The 23,963-nt window shown below is 43.7% G+C and carries 27 protein-coding genes; 21 read left to right on the top strand and 6 right to left on the bottom strand.

Annotation, left to right across the window (positions count from 1 at the left end; genetic code table 11):
- The first annotated feature begins 10 nt into the window (after positions 1-10).
- Both LKX84_RS15460 and pth read left to right on the top strand, forming a co-directional pair.
- Positions 11-646 carry a 50S ribosomal protein L25/general stress protein Ctc gene (locus LKX84_RS15460; protein WP_228238168.1) on the top strand — a complete coding sequence of 212 codons (636 nt, stop codon included), beginning with the start codon at positions 11-13 and terminating at the stop codon, positions 644-646.
- Between the two features lie 90 nt (positions 647-736).
- Positions 737-1,363 (top strand): aminoacyl-tRNA hydrolase, encoded by a 627-nt coding sequence (pth, locus tag LKX84_RS15455; protein WP_228238167.1) that lies wholly within the window; start codon positions 737-739, stop codon positions 1,361-1,363.
- A 1-nt stretch (position 1,364) separates the two neighbouring features.
- Here pth and LKX84_RS15450 read toward each other — a convergent pair whose 3' ends face one another.
- Positions 1,365-2,051, bottom strand: a complete 687-nt coding sequence (locus tag LKX84_RS15450) for a hypothetical protein (protein WP_228238165.1) — start codon at positions 2,049-2,051, stop codon at positions 1,365-1,367.
- Positions 2,048-5,692, bottom strand: coding sequence for a reprolysin-like metallopeptidase (locus LKX84_RS15445; protein WP_228238164.1), 3,645 nt, complete (start codon positions 5,690-5,692; stop codon positions 2,048-2,050). The genes LKX84_RS15450 and LKX84_RS15445 overlap by 4 nt, the downstream gene beginning before the upstream one ends.
- A 185-nt stretch (positions 5,693-5,877) precedes the next feature.
- Here LKX84_RS15445 and LKX84_RS15440 point away from each other — a divergent pair, with 185 nt between their 5' ends.
- From LKX84_RS15440 to LKX84_RS15355, 18 genes are all read left to right on the top strand, one after another.
- Complete coding sequence (locus LKX84_RS15440) at positions 5,878-6,810, top strand: bifunctional riboflavin kinase/FAD synthetase (RefSeq protein ID WP_228238163.1); 933 nt, start codon at positions 5,878-5,880, stop codon at positions 6,808-6,810.
- A 107-nt stretch (positions 6,811-6,917) separates the two neighbouring features.
- On the top strand, positions 6,918-8,189 hold the full coding sequence (gene serS / locus LKX84_RS15435; RefSeq protein ID WP_228238159.1) for a serine--tRNA ligase: 1,272 nt from the start codon (positions 6,918-6,920) through the stop codon (positions 8,187-8,189).
- A 230-nt stretch (positions 8,190-8,419) separates the two neighbouring features.
- Positions 8,420-10,207, top strand: coding sequence for a tetratricopeptide repeat protein (locus LKX84_RS15430; RefSeq protein ID WP_262909163.1), 1,788 nt, complete (start codon positions 8,420-8,422; stop codon positions 10,205-10,207).
- 176 nt (positions 10,208-10,383) lie between these two features.
- Entirely contained in the window at positions 10,384-10,698 is a 315-nt protein-coding gene (locus LKX84_RS15425) for a DUF4286 family protein (RefSeq protein ID WP_228238158.1), read from the top strand.
- A 4-nt stretch (positions 10,699-10,702) separates the two neighbouring features.
- Positions 10,703-11,011 carry a gamma-glutamylcyclotransferase family protein gene (locus tag LKX84_RS15420; protein ID WP_228238149.1) on the top strand — a complete coding sequence of 103 codons (309 nt, stop codon included), beginning with the start codon at positions 10,703-10,705 and terminating at the stop codon, positions 11,009-11,011.
- Positions 11,012-11,029: 18 nt separating this feature from the next.
- Entirely contained in the window at positions 11,030-11,902 is an 873-nt protein-coding gene (rsmA, locus tag LKX84_RS15415) for a 16S rRNA (adenine(1518)-N(6)/adenine(1519)-N(6))-dimethyltransferase RsmA (protein ID WP_228238147.1), read from the top strand.
- Positions 11,889-13,244, top strand: a complete 1,356-nt coding sequence (gene mgtE / locus LKX84_RS15410) for a magnesium transporter (protein ID WP_228238145.1) — start codon at positions 11,889-11,891, stop codon at positions 13,242-13,244. Before rsmA ends, mgtE begins: the two co-directional genes overlap by 14 nt.
- Positions 13,245-13,254: 10 nt before the next feature.
- On the top strand, positions 13,255-13,620 hold the full coding sequence (locus LKX84_RS15405; RefSeq protein WP_228238143.1) for a cupin domain-containing protein: 366 nt from the start codon (positions 13,255-13,257) through the stop codon (positions 13,618-13,620).
- An 18-nt stretch (positions 13,621-13,638) separates the two neighbouring features.
- Entirely contained in the window at positions 13,639-14,571 is a 933-nt protein-coding gene (locus tag LKX84_RS15400; RefSeq protein ID WP_228238141.1) for a 2-hydroxyacid dehydrogenase, read from the top strand.
- A 9-nt stretch (positions 14,572-14,580) separates the two neighbouring features.
- Positions 14,581-14,997, top strand: a complete 417-nt coding sequence (locus LKX84_RS18010) for a response regulator transcription factor (RefSeq protein ID WP_317206480.1) — start codon at positions 14,581-14,583, stop codon at positions 14,995-14,997.
- 87 nt (positions 14,998-15,084) lie between these two features.
- Entirely contained in the window at positions 15,085-15,600 is a 516-nt protein-coding gene (locus LKX84_RS15390) for a DUF4199 domain-containing protein (protein WP_228238139.1), read from the top strand.
- Positions 15,597-16,055: a DUF1801 domain-containing protein gene (locus LKX84_RS15385; protein WP_228238137.1), complete on the top strand. Its 459-nt coding sequence runs from the start codon at positions 15,597-15,599 to the stop codon at positions 16,053-16,055. The genes LKX84_RS15390 and LKX84_RS15385 overlap by 4 nt, the downstream gene beginning before the upstream one ends.
- Positions 16,052-16,438 (top strand): VOC family protein, encoded by a 387-nt coding sequence (locus tag LKX84_RS15380; RefSeq protein ID WP_228238134.1) that lies wholly within the window; start codon positions 16,052-16,054, stop codon positions 16,436-16,438. The genes LKX84_RS15385 and LKX84_RS15380 overlap by 4 nt, the downstream gene beginning before the upstream one ends.
- 52 nt (positions 16,439-16,490) lie before the next feature.
- A complete protein-coding gene (locus LKX84_RS15375; RefSeq protein ID WP_163633275.1) occupies positions 16,491-16,871 on the top strand; it encodes a TM2 domain-containing protein in 381 nt (126 codons plus the stop codon).
- Between the two features lie 77 nt (positions 16,872-16,948).
- A complete protein-coding gene (locus LKX84_RS15370; protein ID WP_228238132.1) occupies positions 16,949-17,272 on the top strand; it encodes an ArsR/SmtB family transcription factor in 324 nt (107 codons plus the stop codon).
- A 2-nt stretch (positions 17,273-17,274) separates the two neighbouring features.
- Complete coding sequence (locus LKX84_RS15365; RefSeq protein WP_228238131.1) at positions 17,275-17,763, top strand: DUF6428 family protein; 489 nt, start codon at positions 17,275-17,277, stop codon at positions 17,761-17,763.
- A gap of 10 nt (positions 17,764-17,773) precedes the next feature.
- The gene (locus LKX84_RS15360; RefSeq protein WP_228238130.1) at positions 17,774-18,265 is read left to right on the top strand and encodes a GNAT family N-acetyltransferase; all 492 of its coding nucleotides are present in this window, start codon (positions 17,774-17,776) and stop codon (positions 18,263-18,265) included.
- A 17-nt stretch (positions 18,266-18,282) separates the two neighbouring features.
- Positions 18,283-18,705 carry an arsenate reductase ArsC gene (locus tag LKX84_RS15355; protein WP_228238129.1) on the top strand — a complete coding sequence of 141 codons (423 nt, stop codon included), beginning with the start codon at positions 18,283-18,285 and terminating at the stop codon, positions 18,703-18,705.
- On the opposite strand, the gene LKX84_RS15350 is transcribed toward LKX84_RS15355, so the two are convergent.
- From LKX84_RS15350 to LKX84_RS15340, 3 genes are all read right to left on the bottom strand, one after another.
- Positions 18,702-20,525, bottom strand: a complete 1,824-nt coding sequence (locus LKX84_RS15350) for a GNAT family N-acyltransferase (RefSeq protein ID WP_228238128.1) — start codon at positions 20,523-20,525, stop codon at positions 18,702-18,704. The two genes, LKX84_RS15355 and LKX84_RS15350, sit on opposite strands and share 4 nt — an antisense overlap.
- A 79-nt stretch (positions 20,526-20,604) precedes the next feature.
- Positions 20,605-21,855: an aspartate kinase gene (locus LKX84_RS15345; RefSeq protein WP_228238127.1), complete on the bottom strand. Its 1,251-nt coding sequence runs from the start codon at positions 21,853-21,855 to the stop codon at positions 20,605-20,607.
- A 28-nt stretch (positions 21,856-21,883) separates the two neighbouring features.
- On the bottom strand, positions 21,884-22,366 hold the full coding sequence (locus tag LKX84_RS15340) for a GNAT family N-acetyltransferase (RefSeq protein WP_228238126.1): 483 nt from the start codon (positions 22,364-22,366) through the stop codon (positions 21,884-21,886).
- Between the two features lie 110 nt (positions 22,367-22,476).
- Here LKX84_RS15340 and fbp point away from each other — a divergent pair, with 110 nt between their 5' ends.
- Entirely contained in the window at positions 22,477-23,490 is a 1,014-nt protein-coding gene (gene fbp / locus LKX84_RS15335) for a class 1 fructose-bisphosphatase (protein ID WP_228238125.1), read from the top strand.
- Here fbp and LKX84_RS15330 read toward each other — a convergent pair.
- Positions 23,487-23,915: a TerB family tellurite resistance protein gene (locus LKX84_RS15330; RefSeq protein WP_228238124.1), complete on the bottom strand. Its 429-nt coding sequence runs from the start codon at positions 23,913-23,915 to the stop codon at positions 23,487-23,489. The genes fbp and LKX84_RS15330 overlap by 4 nt on opposite strands.
- Positions 23,916-23,963 lie beyond the last annotated feature (48 nt).

Genomic DNA, 23,963 nt, shown 5'->3' with positions numbered 1-23,963 from the left:
AATAGAAATTATGAAGTCAATTACAATCAAAGGATCCCAAAGAGAAAGCGTGGGCAAGGTTGCTACCAAGGCCCTACGTAATGCTGGAAAGGTCCCTTGCGTGCTGTACGGAGGGGATAAACCAATTCACTTTTCAGTTGAAGAATTTTCATTCAGAGATTTGGTCTACACCCCAAACGCTCACACTGCTGTGATTGAGTTGGAAAACGGCCAAACTTTTGAAGCCGTATTGCAGGATATCCAATTCCATCCTGTAACCGACAGTATTTACCACGTGGATTTCTACCAGTTGTTCAAGGACAAGCCAGTTACTATGGACATTCCTGTTATTTTGGAAGGAAATTCCCCAGGGGTACGTAACGGTGGTAGATTGCTTTTCAGAAAGAGAAAGCTTACCATTAAGGCGTTGCCAGATTTGCTACCGGATTCCATCACTGTGAACATCTCCAAACTTAGGATTGGTGGTACCATTTCAGTGGAATCCCTGCTTAGCGAAGATTATTCCATTTTGCACCCAGACAACACATCTGTTGTACAGGTGAAAGCTTCCAGAACTTCTGTTGCCGATGATTCGGAAGATGAAGAAGAGGAAGGTGCTGAGGCTCCAGCCGCTGAAGCTACTGAAGCTGCCGAGGCTACGGAATAGTCCAAACCACAACATTTTAAGCATCCCTGCATTGGCTCTTATGAACAATTGGGGATGCTTTTGTATTTTTAGACTTTTACAACCCTGTTGATGTTCCAGTTCATTCAAAGATTATTTGGCAGACCATCACTTTTGGAAGAAACAGATCCCATGAAAAAATTCTTGATTGTTGGGCTTGGCAATATTGGGTCCGACTATGATGAAACCCGTCATAACATCGGATTCAAAGTCCTAGATTTTTTGGCCGAACAGGAGGCTTTTACTTTTGAAAGTGCCAAACTAGGCTCTGTTGGCTCCTTCAAGCACAAGGGCAAAAGCATCATTTGCCTGAAACCATCCACCTATATGAACCTCAGTGGAAAGGCTGTAAAGTATTGGATGGAACAGGAAAACATCCCATTGGACAACCTTCTTATCATTACGGACGACATCAACCTGCCTTTTGGTACCATCCGACTGAAAACCAAGGGCAGCGATGGAGGCCACAATGGCCTGAAAGATGTTCAAAATGTACTTCAAACCGTTACCTATAATCGTTTTAGATTTGGTGTGGGTTCCGATTTTGGCAAAGGCCGCCAAGTTGATTACGTTTTGGGGAAATGGAATACTGAAGAAGTCAAGGCTATGCCTGATCGATTAATGATTGCCGCGGATCTAGTACGTTCTTTCGTATTCGCCGGGGTAAAAAATACCATGAACGAGTTCAACGGCAAATAACCTAGAATACCTTAAACTCGAACACCCCGGAGTCCGAAGTATTGCCTTCCAAATCTGTGGTGATCACTTTCCAATAGTACACCGTAGCAGACTCAACACTTGCCGCCAATTTCATGGTAGAAGCGTTAGTCGTTCCCAATAAAGTTGTAGGTGGATTTACATCGGAAAAATAGACTTCAAAGGTGTCTATATCATTGTCCACATCGGCCCCTGACCATTCCAGTTCAACCTCATTGGCAATATCTTTTTGTACTGTAGTACCGGAAGCAGGACTCACCAATTGCGCCGGAAACGGGGCATAAGTGGTCTGCGAACCTGCATTATAGAACAACCAGGTCTCACTTGTTGCCACTTGGTCCGATTTTGAATTTCGGGAAGTTACCGACCAAGCAAAAGGGGTTCCTTTGGCTATGGACAAGCTAGCGGATGTAGCGGCTGTGGAAATATTCTGGGGTACATTGGTATTCAAGTTAATCACGCTCAACGTGTAGCTATCGGTATTTTTACTGGTATTCCAACGAAACGTGACCTGGCTCAAGGTCTCATTCACGCTAGTTCCAGTGGTACATTCGGAGTTCTCTTCCGGAAAGACCAAAAGGGCGCCTTGAGGTGCAGGTGGCGTATTATCCTTGCTACAAGCAACCAAAAACCCCAAGATGGATATATAGAGCAGTTTCCGCATCATCATCTCTTAATAAATTTAAACATTTCCTGTGCCCCATCCTTGGTCAAACCCAAGTAATAGATTCCCCTTGGCAGTACGGACAAATCCATTTCAAGGTTTTCCCCATTGACCGTTTTTTGCATGGACATCACCAATCGTCCGTTGCCGGAATAAATTTGGATATCCACCTTCCCTTCATAACCTCCCAAATAGACTTCCGTAACAGAATCCACTGGGTTTGGTGATAATATGGGTTTGGTAGAATAAAAGAAAGTCTTTTCAACAACGCCCTGGCATGGAAGATCGGAATACACGCGTAAAGTATTCACTCCTTCCTTCATGGGTAATTGTATCTTGGAAGCTTGGGTCTGTGTTACCAATCCGTTCAATTCCACATTGTAAAAGTCGGCGCCGCTAAGGTCAAGACTTAAAATTCCGGCATCGATCAAGGCGTCCACATCCAAAATATCCGGTTCGGTGATCACCACACTGAAGCATACCTCTTCATAGGTAATCATCCCATTGGTTCCCGTTATGCAGAAAGAATATTCCCCAGCGGCCAAGTTTCCAAACGTTTGGGAATTGGAAAAATCCACAGTGGTAGGAGTGCCACCGCCATCAAAAACAACAGTATAGGTTATAGACGTATCCACAGGAGTAATGGTCACCGAACCATTGTTGCTGCTTCTACAGGTTTCACTTTGAATCTCTACTTCAAAATTGTCGGCATCAAATCGGTATACAGCGCATCCGTTGGTATTGACCGCGACACCCTTTGGGGTTCCCAGGCATAGGTCATCGCCATCATCAAAAACACCATCCTCGTCAGCATCGGGTCGGTAACTGCCTTCCACGCAAACATCCAAGGAAAAACCGATCAGGGTACCTCCATCACTTGCGGCCGTATCCTTGATTTCCAAAATCCACTCTCCCAAAATGGATTCTCCCTTTAGGGAGGCCAAGGAACCAAGAGGACTCACGGTTCCGGAAACTGCAGGATTACCATTACAGGTTATGGGGTCTCCTTCATCATCGAACACTGCATTGATATTGTTTAGATCCCCACACGTATTGGAAAGCAAGGCTACACGGGTACCTTCAGGAGAAATTAGCGTAATTACCAGATCCTCCAAATAGCTATGGTCCAGTTCCAGGTTTACATTGACATCGGAAATGGGAAGATCTTCCCAGAAAAACACTGATGTGGTAATAGTGGGGGTTCCGGTGGAAGAAATGGTTATCGGCAAATCACTGGATTCCATATTCTTGCAATCCACCTGGGAAGTGATGAAACTAAAGGCTGTACCAAATGTTCCTGTACCGCAGCCATTACTAGGTCTTACCCGCCAAAAATATTCAGTCTCCTGTTGCAAACTGGTCGTCTTATAAAAATTGAAAGGAACAGTGGCCGATTCGATTACATTGACAAAACCGGCATCGGTTGAAACTTCTACATCATATTGGGTGAACAATGGATTTTCTTCCCAAGACAATTGGGCATCCAAGGAGACCCCACCTTGCCCATTTGTTGGCGAAAGCAACACCACATCCGAGAAAGTGGTATCCTCAATAGCAACGGAAAGCACTACACTTTTGGTCACTGAAGCTGAAGTGGAGGTCACCGTAATATCATAAAGTCCTGCAGCTACACCACCGGTATTGGATAAGGTCAAACTGACGGCAGTATCGTTTGTCGTGGCATTGGTAGGAGCAAAAACGGCTGTAAGTCCAGCTGGCACATCAGCTGTAAAGGTTGATGTTTCGTTAAAACCAGCATACGTTTCATATACAAAAGGAATCACAAGGTCGTCCGGTTGGCACACCTCAAATTCCAATTGGTCAAAATGCAATACCACTTGCGATTGTTCAATGGTAAAATTGGATGCATTGATTGCAAAGAAAATATTGTCACTGGCCTTCACCATGATGCGTGCACCGGTCGTGGCATCCCCTGGCAATAAAATATTGGCCGACCCATCATTGAGTTCATCCTCTGCTAAAATAATGGGGAAAGTTTGCCCTCCATCAAGAGAAAGAAAAATATCCACCAACTGTGCGTTGATGGGCAGAATATTGGTATTGGCCACATCCCAAGTAATTTCTTGAATGGATCCAGCCGTGTAAACTTCATTGGTACTTTGGGAGGTGACCACAAATGGGCCCGCCGCCTTTAACACGTTTACGGCCAGCACATCCGAAACCACCTGACCTCCACCTAAGGCATTGTCCCTGACGGTAAAAGCAAAATTCAAGGTGCGTTCAATTTCGGATACCGTTTCCCAAGCTTCGTTTTCGGTTGGGTTTACTTGGGTCAAGTTGCCTTGGGTAACTTCCGATAGTTTTGGAAAATAGCGAATGGGATCCGCACTTGGAGGTAACGACCTGAAGTTGGCACCACTAGGATTCGTTGGCCCGAAAGTGGTGTTGGTTACCACTCCATCATCTATCTGTTCCCAAGTATAGGACAGCACATCGCCCACATCGGGGTCGGTTGCAATGCCTTCCAAAACAAAGGCGGTTCCCTTGGGAATGGTATAATCCCCTACTGGTGAGAGAACGGGCGGCGAATTGGTCAACGGGGTTACCTGGGCACAAGAGGTGGTCTGTAAATAATCTGATATTTGTTGTATACTGTAATAATGATAATAATCGTCCCCATTTGGAGCCACATCATTGGCTTGTGTGATACCGGCATAACCCATAATGGTGGTTCCGCTCCCAGGTTCTGCCTGTACCCCGGTACCTTCCGATTCAAACGACCACGTGTGGTTGGCACCAAATTGATGGCCTAGTTCATGGGCCACATAATCCAAATCGAACACATCCCCCTCGGGAGTGGAAGAAGCGGAGAACCCACTTCCTTTCCTATTATCCACACAAACAGCCCCGATGAAACCGGCATTACCGTTGTTCAATTCGGGATCGTTCACCTTGTGGAACAAATGACCTACATCATAGTTGGCCTCCCCAATAATGGAGGTTATGGTCGCTTGCACTTCAGAATTCAAGCTGCTTCCGTAGGGATCTGTATTAGGATTTGTAAAAATTAACAGGTCATTGTTGGCAATGAGTTCCAGGGTAACGGCCAAATCGGTCTCAAAAACCTCATTGATGCGGGTAATCGTAGCATTGATCCCTGCGAGGGCGTCTTCAACCGTGCCTCCTTTGCCCTGGGTATATTCTCCCGTAGCGGAAACGGCAATCCTATATTTGCGCAACACCTGGTCATCCACCAAAGGCGTAATGGTTTTGGAGGTGGTCAAAAGCGTTTCAACCGTTTCACAAATAAAATCATCTTTGGAAGTGAGACCTGCTCCTTTCGCATACAAAACATAGGCATCCGTTTTGTTGGAAATGGGTTCCATAAACGTTTGTTCATGGTTTTTTAGATTGATGATCATACTCTCCAATCCCTTTTGGGAGCTGCTCAATTTCACCTTGTACTTTCCGTCGGAACTAGTACCGGAATATGATTTAATGTTGGGATACTTCTTGGCCAGATCAGGGTGCATGACCGGTGTTTCCTTTAAGGTAAACGGGATGATGTTTCCTTCGCCATCCGGCAGATAGACAACCTTGTTTGCGCTTTTTGAAGTGCCGAAGGTCTTCATCTCATCCATAAAAACCTGTCGGTCCAAGGAGAAGACTTTTTTCGCCTTGCCCATATCTTTGATGGACGCGCTCTTTAATGTAGATTGCTTGGGAATGTTCTTCCAATAGCCCTGCTGCCCGTAAATGCAAAAGCAGCTAAAAAATATGGTTATTGAAAAAACTAGGTGTAATTTAGCTCTCATACAGATTTTGGGCATAGTATAATTTCAAATGTAAGCCTTTTTTATTTCTTGATCGCTTGGAAACAATCCAGAACATTTCTCTCTTCAAAGACATTCCAAATCAAACGATTATCACCATCGGAACCTTCGATGGGGTACATCTTGGTCACCGAAAGATATTGGAACGCCTCATAAATAATGCCAAAGCCACCAACCTGAAATCCACGGTGCTCACTTTTTTCCCGCATCCGCGAATGGTGCTTCAAAAGGATGTGGATATCAAGCTATTGAACACCTTGGAAGAGAAAAAACAGATCATGGAAACTTTGGGGCTCGACTATTTGATCATCCATCCCTTTACCAAGGAATTTTCGAGACTAACGGCTACTGAATTTGTGGAAGATATATTGGTTGATGGTCTCAAGGCCAAAAAAATAATCATCGGGTATGACCACCGATTTGGAAGAAACAGAAATGCCAACATTCAAGATTTGATCGCTTTTGGCAATACCCTAGGTTTTGATGTGGAAGAAATTCCCGCCCAGGAAATAGACGATGTTTCGGTGAGTTCAACCAAGATTCGGAATGCCCTTTTGGAAGGCGATATTGAAACGGCAAACAGCTACCTAAGCTATGCTTACATGCTGACCGGCATTATCGGAAAAGGAAAAGGTTTGGGCAAAGAATTTGGATTCCCCACAGCAAACCTTCACATTGAAGAAGAATACAAACTCATCCCAAAAACCGGGGTGTACGTAGTGAAAAGTACCTTGGAAGGAAAGGAATATTTCGGCATGATGAACATTGGTTTTAATCCCACTGTTGATGGCACCACCAAAAGCATTGAGGTGAATTTTTTTGATTTCGACGGAGACCTTTACGGCAAGAAAGTACAGGTCAACATCCTGCATCGAATTAGGGCTGAACATAAGTTCAATTCCGTAGAAGAACTGAAACAACAACTACAAAAAGACAGGGTACGGTCCTTGGAACTGATATCCAACAAATAATCAGTTACATTTCAAAAGGAACAAAAAATAACATCTATTTGGATGCCTAACGAATATTGTTGGGCACTTCTTCAGATTGAATTAAATTTGCCGCACAAAACAAGGCCATGCTTCAATTACAGACCATTAGGGAAAACAAGGAAAGTATCATCACCGCTTTAAAAAAGCGTAACATCGATGCAGCACCCATGATTGCTGCCGTTATCGAATTGGATGAAAAAAGACGTTCCATACAAACGGAACTGGATGGCATACTTGCGAAATCCAACAAACTTTCCAAGGAAATTGGTCTCCTTTTCAAATCGGGCAAGGCTCAAGAAGCCAACGCTTTAAAAGAAAAGACCGCTGGTTTTAAGGAAACATCCAAGCAGTTAGGTGACGAACTCAACGCCACTGCGGCTGCGCTTCAGGAGCAACTGTACTTGATTCCCAATGTTCCGCACAGCTCTGTTCCTGCCGGAAGTTCAGATGCAGACAATGAGGAGGTTTTTCGTGAAGGAGACATCCCAACCTTGTTTGAAGGTGCCATGCCCCACTGGGAATTGGCCAAAAAATATGACATCATCGATTTTGAGCTTGGGGTAAAAATCACTGGTGCAGGATTTCCAGTTTATAAAGGAAAAGGCGCTCGTTTGCAACGTGCCTTGATCTCTTACTTTTTGGATAAGAACACGGCGGCCGGCTATACCGAAATGCAAGTGCCCCATATGGTGAACGAAGCTTCTGGTTATGGAACCGGACAGCTGCCAGACAAGGAAGGGCAAATGTACCACGTTCAGGCTGATGACCTATATCTAATCCCCACTGCTGAAGTACCGGTTACCAACTTGCACAGGGACGATATTTTGGCGGAAAGTGATTTCCCTATAAAATACACAGGTTACACCCCATGTTTTAGAAGGGAAGCCGGAAGTTACGGTGCCCATGTACGTGGATTGAACCGTTTGCATCAATTTGATAAAGTGGAGATTGTTCGATTGGAGCATCCCAACAATTCGTACCAAGCTTTGGACGAAATGGTGGAGCATGTGAAAAACATTCTTCGTGAGTTGAAATTGCCCTACCGAATATTAAGGCTTTGCGGTGGAGATCTTGGTTTTACCTCTGCCCTCACCTACGATTTTGAAGTGTTCTCCACTGCCCAGGACCGTTGGTTGGAAATCAGTTCTGTTTCCAATTTTGAGACTTTCCAAGCCAACCGTTTAAAACTGCGTTACAAGGATGAAAACGGTAAAAGTCAATTGGCCCACACCTTGAACGGAAGCTCTTTGGCCTTGCCTAGGGTTTTGGCGGGTATCTTGGAAAATTATCAGACCGAAAACGGTATTAAAATCCCCGATGCCCTTGTCCCGTATTGCGGGTTCGAGCTCATCGACTAGGTTTTTCAATCATTATTTGGATTCACTTAACAGAATCCCCAGCATTTCTGCGTTATATTTGAAATAAAACACTGTGTTTTAAAATCAATAGCATTCATTTTTGAGCACTATTGGTCATTCCGACAGAACAAAGTGACGAGGAATCTCATATTCTTAGCTTGAAATGAGATTTCTCACTACGCTCGAAATGACAGTACGCTCTCATTTATTTGCTTTTAAGAAAAATACTATTGCGCCCCATTTTATTTCTCATATCGTTCCTCCTGTTCCAAGTTACGGCCTTGGCCCAAGAAGACTTTTTGGCCAAGCAGTACTTCAATGACGGGGATTATGAAAAAGCAGTGGTGTTTTATGAAAAATTGGCGGAAACAAACCCCAGGCGTACCGATTATGCCGAAGGACTGGTAGCTTGCTACCAGCAATTGGAACGTTATACCGATGCAGAAACTTTTCTGTTGGACAAGCTAAAGGACAATTATGCCTTCCCCACTTTCTTCATTGAATTGGGCTATAACTACACCCTTCAAGATCAAGCGGACAGGGCCACCGAATATTATGACAAGGCCATTCAGAAAATAGACGAGAACCCCAATTATGGGTATAGCGTAGGGTATCGCTTCCAAAAATATGCCCTGCTGGATTACGCCATCAAAGCATATTCAAGGTCCATGGAACAGAAACCGGACCTGAACTACGATTTTCAATTGGCCCGTATTTATGGGGAACAGGGAGACATTGAAAAAATGTACCAATCCTACCTCAATCTTATTTGGGAAGGAAAGACTTCCCGCTCCAATGTCCTTCGGAACATAGAAGATTTTATTTCTGAAGACCCTGCGAACGAAAACAATATCTTACTGCGAAAAGTATTGCTCAAAAACGCCCAGAAAAGTCCAGATGTGTTGTGGAACGAATTGTTGAGTTGGCTGTTCATCCAACAGAAACAATATGGAAGCGCCTTTAGTCAAGAAAAGGCCATCTTCAAGCGGGCCGAAGGAAGCAATATGGACCGATTGGAAAATTTGGGCGACATCTCCCTTGAGGATAATGACCTTGAAAACGCCACGGCCATTTTTCAGTTCATAGTTGAAAATACCGAAGAACCCAGGATTAAACTGAATGCCCAACTGCGCTTGATAGATATAGAACTCAAGAATCCAACTGCCAAAACCTTCGACTCTGTTGAAAAGCAGTTTGAACAACTGGTAGCCGAATATGGGAACAAATCCCTCACGTTACAATTGCAGATCGCCTATGCCAATTTTTTGACCTTCAAATTGGAAAGACCAGAACCAGCCATTACCATGTTGAAAGAAAGTTTGGAACTACCCATGGGCCGAGTGGGCGTTGCCTATGTTAAATTGGCCTTGGGTGATATTTTGGTATACGACCAACGTTTCAATGAAGCATTGATCCTCTTCACACAGGTACAGAAAAGCCTTAAAAATGATGTGTTGGGTCAAGATGCGCGCTTTAAGGTGGCACAGACCAGTTTTTACAAAGGGGATTTTGATTGGGCCCTTACCCAATTGAAAGTTTTACGTGGTTCTACATCCCAACTCATTGCCAACGATGCCATGCAGTTGAGTCTTTTGATTTCGGACAATTCCTTGGAAGATTCTACCCAGACCGCCTTGAAGAAATATGCCAGGGCGGACTTGTTGGCCTATCAAAACAAAAACAAAGAAGCGATTGCCGAATTGGAGGACATCCTTCAAAACCACAAGGGCGAAAAAATTGAAGACGAAGCCTTGTTGAAACAAGCAGAACTCTTGGTAGAGCAAAAAGATTATGAAGCGGCCGAATTCAACTACAAAAAAATCGTGGAGTTCTATTCCGATGGCATTTTGGCCGATGATGCCCATTTTCAACTTGGGGAGTTATACCGAAACCTATTGAACGAGCCCGAAAAAGCAAAAAGTCATTACGAAAAGATCATCTACAACTACCAGGACAGCTATTATTTTCCGCAGGCCCGAATCAATTTTAGGAAGCTCCGTGGTGATGCCATAAATTAATCACGTTGTCATTCCCGCTGGTGCCTGAGCGTAGTCGAAGGAAAAGCGGAAATATCATAAAGATTTCTCAATCGTACCAATCACTTTTGGCACTCGTTTCGAAATGACATCAGAAATTATTGAATACCGAAAAAAAATAGACTAATTTTCAACTCTATCGAAATTCAAAAAAACACATGCTCATTTATAACGTAACCATCAATATTGATGCGGATGTTCATGACGATTGGCTTGTTTGGATGCGGGACAAACATATTCCCGACATGCTGAACACTGGCAAATTTTCACACGCCAAAATGGTAAGGGTATTGGTGGAAGATGATGGGGGTATCACCTACTCCATTCAATATACCACACCCGATAGGAAAACCTTGGAATCCTACTACCGTGATGATGCCGAACGCATGCGGGGTTATGCCCAAAAATTGTTCCCCAATAAGTTTGTGGCCTTCAGAACAGAACTAGAGGTGATCAGCCAACAAATTCCCTAGCCCTTTGGAATATCTTTTCACCTACGGTACGTTACAGGACCTTCAGGTTCAGCACTATATTTTTGGACGGGGACTTACTGGAGTTCCGGATGCACTTTTGGGTTTCAACAAAATGGAAAATGCTGTTTATGGACGATATCCGTTGGTACTTCAGACTAAAAATCTAGAAGATAAGGTTAGCGGTATGGTTTATGAAGTTACGGAAGAAGACCTTAGAAAAGCGGATATTTACGAGACCACAGCCTACAAACGTGAAAAATTCCCATTGGAATCAGGATCCAGCGCATGGGTCTATATCGAAAATTCCAAGTAACTTGCAAAAAAACCTCCGGTGTCCAAGAAAAACAAGAAGAAGTCCGCACATGGCGGACATAAGAACCAACCAACAGGGCAAGAGGAAGGTGCTGTAAGGGCCAAAAAACATTTGGGCCAGCACTTTCTAACGGATGAGTCCATTGCGAAAAGAATTGCGGACACGCTCTCCTTGGATGGCTATACCAATGTTTTGGAAATCGGGCCCGGAATGGGGGTTTTGACCAAATACCTGTTGCAACGCGACTTGGATCTTGTAGCCATGGACCTCGATGAAGAATCCATTGTGTACCTGAACCACAGTTTTCCTTTGGAACACCAAGAAATTTTAAAAAAGAACAATCGGTTGAACGTGGTGGAAGCCGATTTTCTAAAGTTCGACCTTTCGGAATTGTACGGGGAGGAAGAATTTGCCATCACCGGAAACTTTCCCTACAACATATCAAGCCAGATTGTTTTCAAAATGCTGGAGATGCGCAATCAAATCCCTGAATTTTCGGGGATGTTCCAGAAAGAAGTGGCCCAGCGTATCTGTGAAAAACCGGGTAGCAAAACCTATGGGATCTTATCGGTTTTGGTGCAGGCCTTTTATGATGCCGAATACCTATTCACGGTTCCGCCTACGGTTTTTGATCCTCCACCCAAGGTGGATTCCGGTGTACTTCGATTAACAAGAAGAAAGGAACTGCAACTCCCCTGTGATGAGCGTCTGTTCTTTAAAGTAGTAAAAACCGCCTTCAACCAACGAAGAAAGACCATCAGGAACAGCCTTAAAACCTTTAATCTTTCCGATAATCTCAAAGAAGATGCTATCTTTGACCAACGCCCAGAACAGCTCGGTGTAGCAGATTTTGTAACGTTGACCCAGAAGATAGCCAATGACCCCGTTTAAACTCACAGACGAGCTTTTAGAAGACATCAAGGCGCTGATAGCGGAGCAAAAGAATGCCGAGTTACAGACCATGTTGTCCGAGTTCCACTATGCCGATATCGCGGAGATTGCGGACGAGTTGGAAGTTGAGGAGGCCACCTATCTCATTAAACTACTGGACAGCGAAAAGACTTCCGACATCCTTGCAGAAATGCACGAGGACATCCGGGAAGCTGTATTGGGCAACCTTACCGCAAAAGAGATTGCAAGCGAGCTCGAAGAGCTGGACACGGATGATGCGGCGGATATCATCAGTGAACTTCCGAAGGAAATCATCCAAGAGGTTATCTCGGAAATTGAGGATAGGGAGCATGCCAAGCACATTGTGGACCTGTTGCGTTATGATGATGACACTGCGGGTGGTCTTATGGCGAAGGAGCTTGTGAAGGTGAACGAGAACTGGAACGTACTTACCTGCGTGAAGGAAATGCGCTCCCAAGCCGAAAATGTGACCCGGGTACATTCCATTTATGTGGTGGACGATGAAGGTATATTGAAGGGCCGTTTGTCATTAAAAGACCTATTGACCACCTCCACCAAGACCAACATCAAGGATGTGTACATCCCAAAAGTGGATTATGTAAACGTGAACGAAAACACGGAGGAAGTTGCCAAGATCATGTCCAAATACGACTTGGAAGCCATTCCTGTAGTTGACGAAATAGGACGCTTGGTGGGCCGCATCACTATTGACGACATTGTGGACGTGATCAAGGAGGAGGCCGATAAGGATTACCAAATGGCCGCCGGTATCTCGCGTGAGGTAGAAGCGGACGATAGTGTTTGGGAAATTACCCGTGCACGGTTACCTTGGTTGTTGATAGGCATGTTCGGAGGAATTGGTGCTGCGAGTATCATCAATAGTTTTCAGCCCCTGATGGGCAATTTTCCCATTTTGCTCATTTTCGTTCCCTTGGTCCAAGCTACGGCAGGAAATGTAGGGGTACAATCCTCGGCCATCATGGTACAAGGTTTGGCCAATGATACTGTAAAAGGGGAAGTTGTAGGGCGTTTGGTCAAAGAATTTCTAATTGGACTGATCAATGGAGGCGCCATTGCATCCATAGTTTTGTTGGTAAGCCATTTTATTTTTAAAACTCCCTACATGGTCTCCTTCACCATTGGAATTGCCATCATATTGGTTATCATTATTGCAGCCATCATAGGTACGTTTATTCCTGTTTTTTTGAATAAAAGGGGAATCGACCCAGCAATCGCGACCGGTCCTTTTATCACCACTAGTAATGACATTTTTGGCATCTTGATTTACTTCTCCATCGCCAAATTGATGTTGGGTATTTAAAAACGAAACGATGAAATCCATCAACCTAAAACAAAAACATGCCGAGTTCACCAAACATTGGCACCCCCACCAAATTGCCGTTGTGGACGATATGCAGGTACTATTGGCCAAATTGCAGGGCGAGTTTGTTTGGCATGCCCACGAGCATGAGGACGAATTGTTCCAAGTGATCAAAGGAACGCTCTACATGCAATTCAGGGATCGCACCGAAGTGGTGAACCAAGGCGAAATCATTGTGGTACCCAAAGGAGTGGAGCACAACCCTATGACCAAGGATGGGGAAGAGGTACATGTTCTCCTTTTCGAAAAACTTACCACTGCACATACTGGCGGTGTGCAGCATGAAAAAACACAGATCCATTATCCAAAAATTTAGGAATTGTATATTTAACGCATGAAAGTTCTCCACCTCGATACCAACCACCCTTTGTTGATTGAGCAATTTGCTGCATTAGGATTTGAAAACCATGAAGACTATACTTCCACCAAAGAAGAAGTGGAAAATAAAATACAGGATTATGATGGCATCGTAATCCGAAGCCGATTTACCATAGACCAACAATTTTTGGAGAAGGCCACCAACCTCAAATTTATTGGAAGAGTGGGTGCCGGACTTGAAAACATTGATGTTCGGTATGCCAAGATGAAGGATATTTACATGGTTTCCGCTCCTGAAGGCAACCGAAATGCCGTGGGTGAACATACCTTGGGAATGCTTTTATCCCTCATGAACAAAATGTGCAAGGCCAACCGAGAAGTAAAAAAAGGCAAATGGGACAGAGAGGGCAACCGTGGCGTGGAACTCGATGGACGGACCGTTGGCATCATCGGATATGGGAACATGGGCAAAGCCTTTGCCAAAAAACTTAGAGGTTTTGATGTGGAAGTCATCTGTTATGACATTGTTGGTGGTGTTGGGGATGATAATGCACGGCAAGTGGGAATCATGGAATTCAAACAGAAATCGGATGTGATAAGTCTTCATGTTCCACAAACCGAATTGACCGAAGGCATGGTAAACACGGAATTCATCAACAGTTTTCAAAAACCCTTTTGGCTGTTGAATACTGCCCGGGGCAAATGCGTGGTCACCAATGACCTTGTGGAGGCCCTTAAATCTGGAAAAATTTTGGGTGCTGGATTGGACGTTCTGGAGTACGAGAAAAAATCGTTCGAGAACATGTTCGTTCAAAAACCGAAAGCCTTAAAATATTTGAGAAAGGCCAAAAACGTGTTACTGACCCCACACGTGGCAGGCTGGACGGTGGAAAGCCATGCAAAACTGGCACAGACCATTGTGGACAAGGTGAAGGCAAGATTTTGCTAATTTTAAAGGGTGAAAAAGACCATATTCGTTTTTTCCGCCCTCATCATTGCCTTACTGGTCCTCTTTAGGCTAAGTCGTTATTCCTATGTATCAGAAGACATTTCCGTAGAACTTACCATTGGCTCTATTGCGGTGATTTTCTTCCTTGTCGGTATCTACATCAACAAAAAAACGCTTCACAGGGAAAAGTCGAAACCAACCCAAATCGACCATAAAAAAATCGAGGCATTGGGCATCAGCAAACGGGAGTACGAAGTGTTGATCCTTATTTCAAAAGGAATGTCGAACAAAGAAATTGCAGATTCTTTATTTGTTTCGGAAAGTACCGTAAAAACCCACGTGTCCAACCTTCTCCTTAAACTGGATGCCGAACGTAGAACGCAAGCCATAAAAAAGGCCAAGGAACTTCAAATTTTAGGACAATAATGCCCTAATTCTGCAAAATTGGTACTTTAGTATGAGTCCGGATGAGAACCAACCAGCTACTTTTGAATCAACCAATTAAGCAATACCATGAAAAAAACAATCCTTAAATATGGGGCTTTCGGAGCCATTACCATTTGTGTACTCTTTATTTTTAGCTGGTACGGTCTTAGTACCCTTTCTCTGCCAGTACAGGAAGTATTGGGCTATGTTTCCATATTCCTTTCCCTTTGTTTTGTATACTTGGGCATTCGTCATTATAGGGACAAGGAAAATGGAGGCGCGGTCAGTTTTAAGCAAGCATTGACTATGGGGCTCTTGATCAGTTTGATCACGGCCATCATCTTTGGTTTGTTGGATGTTTTTTATACGGAGGTACTCAATCCAGGGTTTATGGACTACTACTATGCCGAGATTGCAGAAAATATGAAAGGCACCCTTCCACCGGATGAATTACGGATCCGTTTGGCCGAATTGGAAGAACAAAAGGCCCAATTTTCCAATCCGATCTTGTCCTTTACCTTTATGGCAACAACAGTTTTTGCCATCGGATTGATTATTACTTTATTATCTGCATTGATACTACAACGAAAAGCTGAATCATGACCATAGACGCCAAAACCCCGGAAGAATACATCAGCAAGGTACCTGAAGATCGTATGGAGGCCATTTCAAAATTGCGGGAAACCATAAAAACCAATTTACCTGAAGGTTTTGAGGAATGCATCACCTATGGCATGATCGGGTATGTAGTACCCCATTCGCTCTACCCGGATGGATACCATTGTGACCCTAAACAACCACTCCCCTTTGCCTGCGTTGCCTCCCAAAAGAATTTTGTGGCCCTGTACCATTCAGGGATCTATGCAGATACAAAAATCCACGATTGGTTTGTGGCGGAATACCCAAAATACGTAAAGACCAAATTGGATATGGGCAAAAGCTGTATCCGGTTCAAGAATATCCAAACCATCCCTTATGAACTCATCGGGGAACTTTGCCAAAAAATGACCCCACAGAAATGGATCAACCTCTATGAACAAAACATTAAAAAATCATGAAAAACAGAGTAACAGGATTAGGTGGCATCTTTTTTAAAACCAAGGACCCCGACCAGATCAAAACGTGGTACAAAAAGCACTTGGGCCTTAATACCGACAACTATGGTTGTTCCTTTTGGTGGAAAGACCAGGATGGGAACGACGCCATGACCCAATGGAGTCCGTTCAGCAGCGACACCAAATATTTCGAACCCAGTGAAAAACCTTTTATGATCAATTTTAGGGTAGAAAACTTGGTGGAACTTATGGAAGAATTAAAGAAAGAAGGAGTGACTATTGTAGGTGAAATTGCAGAATACGATTATGGCAAATTTGGCTACATCATGGATCCCGATGGTAACAAATTGGAACTTTGGGAGCCTGTTGATAAAGCCTTTCTTTAGATATTGAATTATTTGCTACATTTAAAAATCATTAACCAACACATTTAATACAATGTCAGAAGAAAACAAAGACTTCGGGGACAAAGCCGAAGAAGCTGCAAAGGAGTTTAAGGAAGAAGCCAAAAAAACCGCGGAGGAATTCAAAGAAGGCCTTCAAGGTGCCGGAGGAGACAATAAAAAAATATTGGCCGGTATCCTAGCCATTTTAGTGGGTTCTTTGGGCGTTCACAAATTCATATTGGGCTATAACAAGGAAGGATTCATTCTTTTGGGCGTATCAATCGCCGCCTATGTCCTTTCTTGTGTGGGTATCGGACTGTTGTTCGTTTGGATTCCTGGTATTATTGGATTGGTGGAAGGCATCATCTATTTGACCAAATCCGATGCAGAATTTTACAATACGTACCAAGTGGGGAAAAAGCCTTGGTTCTAAAAAAATTGGCCAGAGTGAAATTCTCTGGCTTTTTTATTTCAATATATCATCGTAATATTGCAATATATAATTTTATAATGGGAGCGACCAAAACCTATATTTTTTCCACCAAACAGAATGAACTTGCCAAAATTGCCAAGGTATTGGCCCATCCTGCTAGGGTGGCCATTCTGGAATACATCAGCAAGCAAGATGCCTGCATCTGTACCGATTTGGTGGACATCATCGGCCTATCCCAACCCACTATTTCCCAGCACCTGAACGAAATCAAAAAAATCGGGTTGCTCAAGGGAACTTTTGAGGGCAAAAACCTTTGTTATTGTATCGACCAAGAGCGTTGGAAGGAATTACAAGAGACCTTTCATCTGTTCTTTTCCAATATTAACCGTAATTGTTGTTAACCATGAAAACATCAGAATTTTTATCCCTTTTAAAACAACATCAGAACAAAAGCTTGCTTTTTGAATATGCCCCCAATAAACTGGTCGGGGCCAACTACCACATCACCGAGGTGAAGAACATTACCATTGATTCTGTGGACTGCGGTGCAGTAACCGATTTTTGGAAAGAAACCATTGTGCAACTTTGGGAAAGTCCAAAAGAAAAGGACAAAACCGAATTCATGTCTATTTACAAAGCCCTTGGAATCCTCAACAAGGTGGACAAAATCAAACCTATGGACAAGAACACTGAGATCAAATTTGAATATAGCAACGACCATTTTCATACTGCCCAGCTATTTGTAAACGATTACGATCTGAGCGATTCGGAATTGACCATTAAACTTTCTGTAGAAAAAACAGATTGCAAGGCCAAGGAAACCTGTGGGGTTCCGGTTGAAGCCGAAGCGGAGAAAGAAGCTTGTTGTGCACCTGGTTCAGGATGTTGTTAATTCTGATGCCATGACGATCAGAAACATGCAACCCTCCGATTGGGAACAAGTTTCCCAAATCTATGCCGAAGGCATGGCCACTGGTTTTGCCACTTTTGAGACCAAGGTTCCCAGTTTTGAACATTGGGATAAATCTCACACGGACCATTGCCGATTGGTGGCTGAGGAAAACGGTATTATTTTGGGATGGGCAGCCCTATCCCCTGTTTCCAGCAGATGCGTGTATGGCGGTGTGGGCGAAGTAAGCGTTTACATCGCCGCCAATAGTCGAGGTAAGGGCGTTGGCAAACAATTGTTACAACAGCTAATCTCCGATAGCGAAAAAGAGGGATATTGGACCTTACAATCCGGTATTTTTCCAGAAAATAATGCCAGTGTTCAACTTCACGAAAAAGTCGGATTTCGCTATATTGGCAAGCGCGAACGAGTGGGCAAACTACATGGCGAATGGAAGGACAACCTTTTATTCGAGAAGAGAAGTAGCTCGGTCGGAATTGACTGATAATCAACCCAAAATCTATGAAAAACGTATTGGTACTTTGTACCGGAAATTCCTGCCGTAGCCAAATGGCACACGGTTATCTGGCCCATTTTCAAAAGAAATTGGCCCATATTTATAGTGCTGGTATTGAAACGCACGGTTTAAACCCAAAAGCTGTTGAATTCATGAAGGAGGACAATGTGGACATTTCGCACCATACCTCCAACCATGTGGATGAATACCAAGGAATTGAATGGGATTACATTATCACGGTATGCGACCATGCCAAGGAACACTGTCCCTACATCCCATCAAAAAATGCAAAAAGAATGCATCAAAATTTTATGGATCCATCCAAAGTAAAGGGTACGGAAAAGGAAATCCAAGAGGCGTTTAGGGCAACCCGGGATGAAATCAAGGCTTTTTGCCATGACTTTGTTCGGGAAGAATTGATGGATTAAGCCAAATCCTCGGGATTGGAGTTCCCTTCTGCCATTTTTCGCTCTAATTCGGCCTGAAATTCCTCCATTACGGGTTTTACGGTGCTCTCTGGCAAGTCGGCAATACGGATGTACATGAGTCCATCCACCGAATTATTGAACAAGGGATCTACGTTGAAGGCGACCACCTTGGCGTTCTGTTTGATGTACTTTTTGATCAAAACAGGCAAGCGCAGACTTCCGGGTTCCACTTCGCTGATCAATTTGTCGAATTTGTTAAGATCGGCTTGGGTCTCATCAAAGATGAATTCCTTGTCGGCATCGTTCAGCTTAACCTTGAATTCTTTTTTAGGGCGAATGTATTGGGCCACATAGGGATCCCAGTAATTGGATTTCATGAACTCGATCATCAAGCTTTTGGAGAAATTCGAGAACTGGTTACTGATACTCACCCCGCCAATCAAATATTTATGCTCCGGATGCCTTAAGGTAGTATGCACGATTCCCTTCCAAAGGAGGAACAAGGGCATTGGTTTTTGTTGATATTCCTTTACGATGTAGGCGCGGCCCATTTCGATGGATTTTTCCATCATACCATACAATTCTGGCTCAAATCGGAACAAATCTTGAAGATAAAATCCATCAATGCCATACTTTTTGTAAATCTCGGATCCCAATCCCATTCGGTAGGCTCCCACGATTTTCTTTTCATCATCATCCCAAAGAAAAAGGTGGTGATAATAGGAATCGAACTTATCCAAATCAATGGCATTATTGGTCCCCTCGCCCACTTCCCTAAAAGTAATCTCACGTTGTCTTCCGATTTCGTTCAAACAAAAAGGCATGTCTTTCTGTTTGGCCAGAAATACCTCGTAGTTTTTACTTTGCGAAACCCGACAATCCTTTTCGCGCAAACGGGCAATTTCCTCCTCCAACACTTTGGTGCTGATCTGGGTAGCTATTTTTTTGGGGGGTTTTGGAATTTTTAATGAGGTCGGCACCTTGTCGATCAAGCGTTCCTTTTCAAAAACATTGGCCAAGAGATAGGTTTTTTTGCGTAGCAACTCCGTGAAGGATTCCAGGGTCTCTTCCTCTTGTTGGGCAGCCACCGATATGGGTTGACCGATCCTGACCTTGATTGGCCTCATGCTCTGTGAAGTCAGTTCCGAAGGCAATTTGGCCGTTCGGAAGACATCGTTCATTTTGGACAAGGTGTAGAAAAGTCGACTGTTACGGGCATGAAAATATATGGGAACAACAGGCACTTCCGCTTTGCGAATCAATTTGATGGCCGCTTCTTCCCAAGGTCTGTCCACTACCAATTTCCCATCGCGGTAAGTAGAAACCTCACCGGCAGGGAATATGCCAAGGGGATGCCCATCCTGCAAATGCTTTAATGCATTCTTAAAACCTGCAATGCTGCTTTTGGCGTCCTTATGGCTTTCAAAAGGATTCACCGGCATAATAAAGGGCTTCAGGGGTTCGATCCTATGCAGCAAAAAATTGGCGATAATTTTATAATCCGGACGCTCGTTCGATAAAAGTTTCAACAATAAGACGCCATCAATTCCCCCTAGTGGATGGTTGCTGATGGTAATATAAGGTCCGGTCTTTGGCAACCGTTTGATATCCTCTTCGGGGATCTCAAAGTCGATTTCGTAATGATCCAGGATGGCATCCAAAAATTCGGGGCCAGGAAGTTGCTTGTTTTTATTGTAAAACCTATTTATGGTGGTAATCCTAGTGGCTACCATCAAAAGCCAGCCAACAAAAGTGCCCAAAAATCCATACTTATCCAGATTTATCACTTTTGCAACCTCTTTCGCAGTAACCAAGCCCATGTAGTTTCTTCTTTAGCTAGCCGTAAAGATAGAAAAATACAATTACTGACCCTGCTGGCCAAAAAAAGAGATCAAGACCTTACTGCACAACCAATTGTACCGTTTCCTTGCCACGTTGCTCTACCAATACCGACTTCCCATTTTGAAGGGATTTTACCGCCTGTTCATCAAAATGGCGGATGGTGTAAAGGGAAACATCTTCATGGCAGACTACCTTGAATTTCTTTTTCAGTTCTTCAAGAAGCGGTTGTAGTCCTTTGAACTTGTTGTCCAAACAAACGGAAAAACTAATGGCGGAATTCTGAATCAGGTCCACTTTCAACCTATGGTCATGGAACAGTTTGAAGATTTCGCTGATGTTGTCCTCCACTATGAATGAAAAATCCAAAGAAGAAAGCTTTAGCAACACCTGATTCTTTTTAACAATGAAACAGGGCACTTTGGGCACGATCCCTATTCCTTTGCCCACAGTGGTTCCCATATCCTTAGGGTTTACAAAGGATTTTACATGCAAGGGTATTTCCTTACGCTGCAACGGTTGCAAGGTTTTGGGGTGGATTACGGAAGCACCATAAAAGGCCAACTCAATGGCTTCGCGATAGGATATCTGCTCCAAAAGTTGGGCTTCTTCAAAATTGCGTGGATCGGCGTTCAATACCCCAGGCACATCTTTCCAAATGGTAACGGACTCGGCATTTAGGCAATAGGCCAAAATAGCGGCGGTATAATCCGAACCTTCCCTGCCCAAAGTGGTGGTGAAGTTATTGTCATCACTTCCCAAAAACCCTTGGGTGATGTTCAGTTTGGACATATCTACCCGTGCTGTAACCTCTAGTTGGGTTCTTTCCCAATTGATTTGGGCATCGCGATATGTATTATCCGTCTTGATCATGGTGCGTACATCCAACCAGGTGTTGGTAAGTCCAACTTCGTTAAAATAAGCACTCAAAATGGTGGTGGAAAGCAATTCACCATAACTGACGACTTGATCGTACACGAAACCATATTTTGGGGATTTGTTCCAGGCTAAAAAACCCTTCACTTCATCAAAAAGCAATTTGATCTTGTCATAAATAGGATGGCTTGGACTAGCGAATAATCCGGATAAAATGCTGTCATGGTAGTCAATAACCTCCTGAATGGATGCATTCAAAGCAGCTTTGTCATAAAAATAAGATTCCACAACCTTCTCCATGGCATTTGTAGTCTTGCCCATGGCCGAAATAACGACCAAGGTATCTGAGTATCCTACTTCTTTAAGGACACTGACCACATTCTTAACTGCATCGGGATCTTTTACCGAAGCCCCACCAAACTTAAATACTCTCATGTTATTTTGTACTTGTATGTTGAAAAGCTCAGTTTAGGCTTTCCATATAATTTTTGATTCCTTTTTCGTCCAAGTGTACCACATCCCAATCGCGGAGTACATTGGCTCCTTTTTTCTTATAGAATTCAATCGCGGGCTCGTTCCAATCCAAAACTTCCCAACAGATTCTCTTTACACCAAGTGAATGGCCATAACGGACCACCTCATCCAACAAGGCCGTTCCTAGACCACTTCCCCGCATGCTTTCGGATACGATCAAGTCTTCCAAATGAATGGCCGGTCCCTTCCATGTTGAATATCTCGGATACACCAATGCAATCCCCGAAATACCTTCTTGGGTTTCGGCCACAAAACAATGGAACATCGGTTTCTCCCCGAACCCGTGCTTCAGCAAATCTTGTTTGGTAACCTCAACGGCGTGGGGTTCCTTTTCAAAATCTGCCAACTGTTGGATCAAAGCTAAAACGTGCTCCATGTCATCGGGTCGAGCATCCCTGATTGTAAATTCCATATTTGTTACAAATAAAACTCAAAGTTATAAAATTCTAAAACTTATCTCTAGCGAAAACGTTGTAGTTTCACAAAATGCACGATATTTGTCTTTAAATAAAACAGCTTTCCATGTTTGACAATCAGCACCGCACCCTAGGTGAATTCATCATTGCCAACCAAAACTCATTTCAATATACTTCCGGGGAACTTTCGCGACTGCTAAATGGCATCCGTTTGGCGGCCAAAGTAGTGAACCACGAAGTGAACAAAGCCGGGTTGGTGGATATCATCGGTTCTGCCGGGGAGACCAATGTTCAAGGGGAAAACCAACAAAAATTGGATGTGCTGGCCAATGAAAAATTCATTCAAACCCTAAAAAACAGGGAAATTGTTTGCGGCATTGCTTCTGAGGAGGAAGATGATTTTATCAGCATCAACAGTTTTGACAAACAACACCAAAACAAATACATTGTTTTGATCGATCCTTTGGATGGTTCTTCTAACATCGATGTCAATGTTTCCGTGGGAACCATATTTTCCATTTACCGAAGGATCACACCAGTGGGCACACCCGTCACCCTTCAGGATTTTCTTCAACCTGGACGAAACCAGATTGCTGCGGGATACATCATTTATGGCACTTCTACCATGTTGGTCTATACCACTGGGGATGGCGTAAACGGTTTTACATTGAACCCCGCTTTGGGCACTTTTTACCTATCTCACCCCAACATGCAGTTCCCAGAATCGGGAAAAATCTATTCCGTGAACGAGGGCAATTACATCCATTTTCCGCAGGGCGTGAAGGATTACATCAAATACTGCCAGATGGAAGAAGGTGATCGCCCTTATACTTCCCGTTACATTGGTTCCTTGGTATCGGATTTCCACCGGAATATGATCAAGGGGGGCATTTACATGTATCCCAAAAGCAGCAAGGCCACCAATGGTAAATTGCGCTTGCTTTATGAGTGCAATCCCATGGCTTTCTTGGCCGAACAGGCCAACGGAAAAGCCAGCAACGGGTTCCATCCCATTATGGACATTCAGCCTACGGAGCTACACGAACGCGTGCCGTTTTTCTGCGGAAGTAAAAAAATGGTGGAAAAGGCGGAAGAGTTTATGGCCAAGGCCAAATCTTAAACCTCTCTTTTTACCAATTCGTAATAATCCTCAAATGGAATTCTTCCTGTGAAGATTTTGATGGATTTATCGATGATCTCAGTCGCTTTTTTAGGAGAAAAGCCCAAACCAATGGCATACCTTTCAACCATTTTGCGCTCACCCTCCTCAATATCGTGGTCAGAAAAAATGATCTGAAAGAACTCGAACAGCCTTTTATATCTCTTTTCGCCACTGTGCGGTGTCTCAATGGGGTATTTATTCTCCTTCTTCATTACCTCCTTAATCTCAGCCTCAGTAATGTTGAGTTTGAAGGCAAATTTTTCAAGAATCGCTTTTTCTTTGGGGTTGATCTCTCCATCAATGGCAGCCAAACTTGCCAAAGTGGCAAAATGGGCCAGGTTTTTCCTGTGGTCTCCGTGCTCGTAAAGATCTAAAATTGGCATATCAGAAATTTTGTGGCACAAATATAAATCTTATCGCAAAAAGGTGGG

The organism is Allomuricauda sp. M10, assembly GCF_020782875.1.
Taxonomy (GTDB): Bacteria; Bacteroidota; Bacteroidia; order Flavobacteriales; family Flavobacteriaceae; genus Flagellimonas.
Note: the sequence above shows the minus strand (reverse complement) of the source record. Positions and strands in the feature narration are given on the sequence as shown.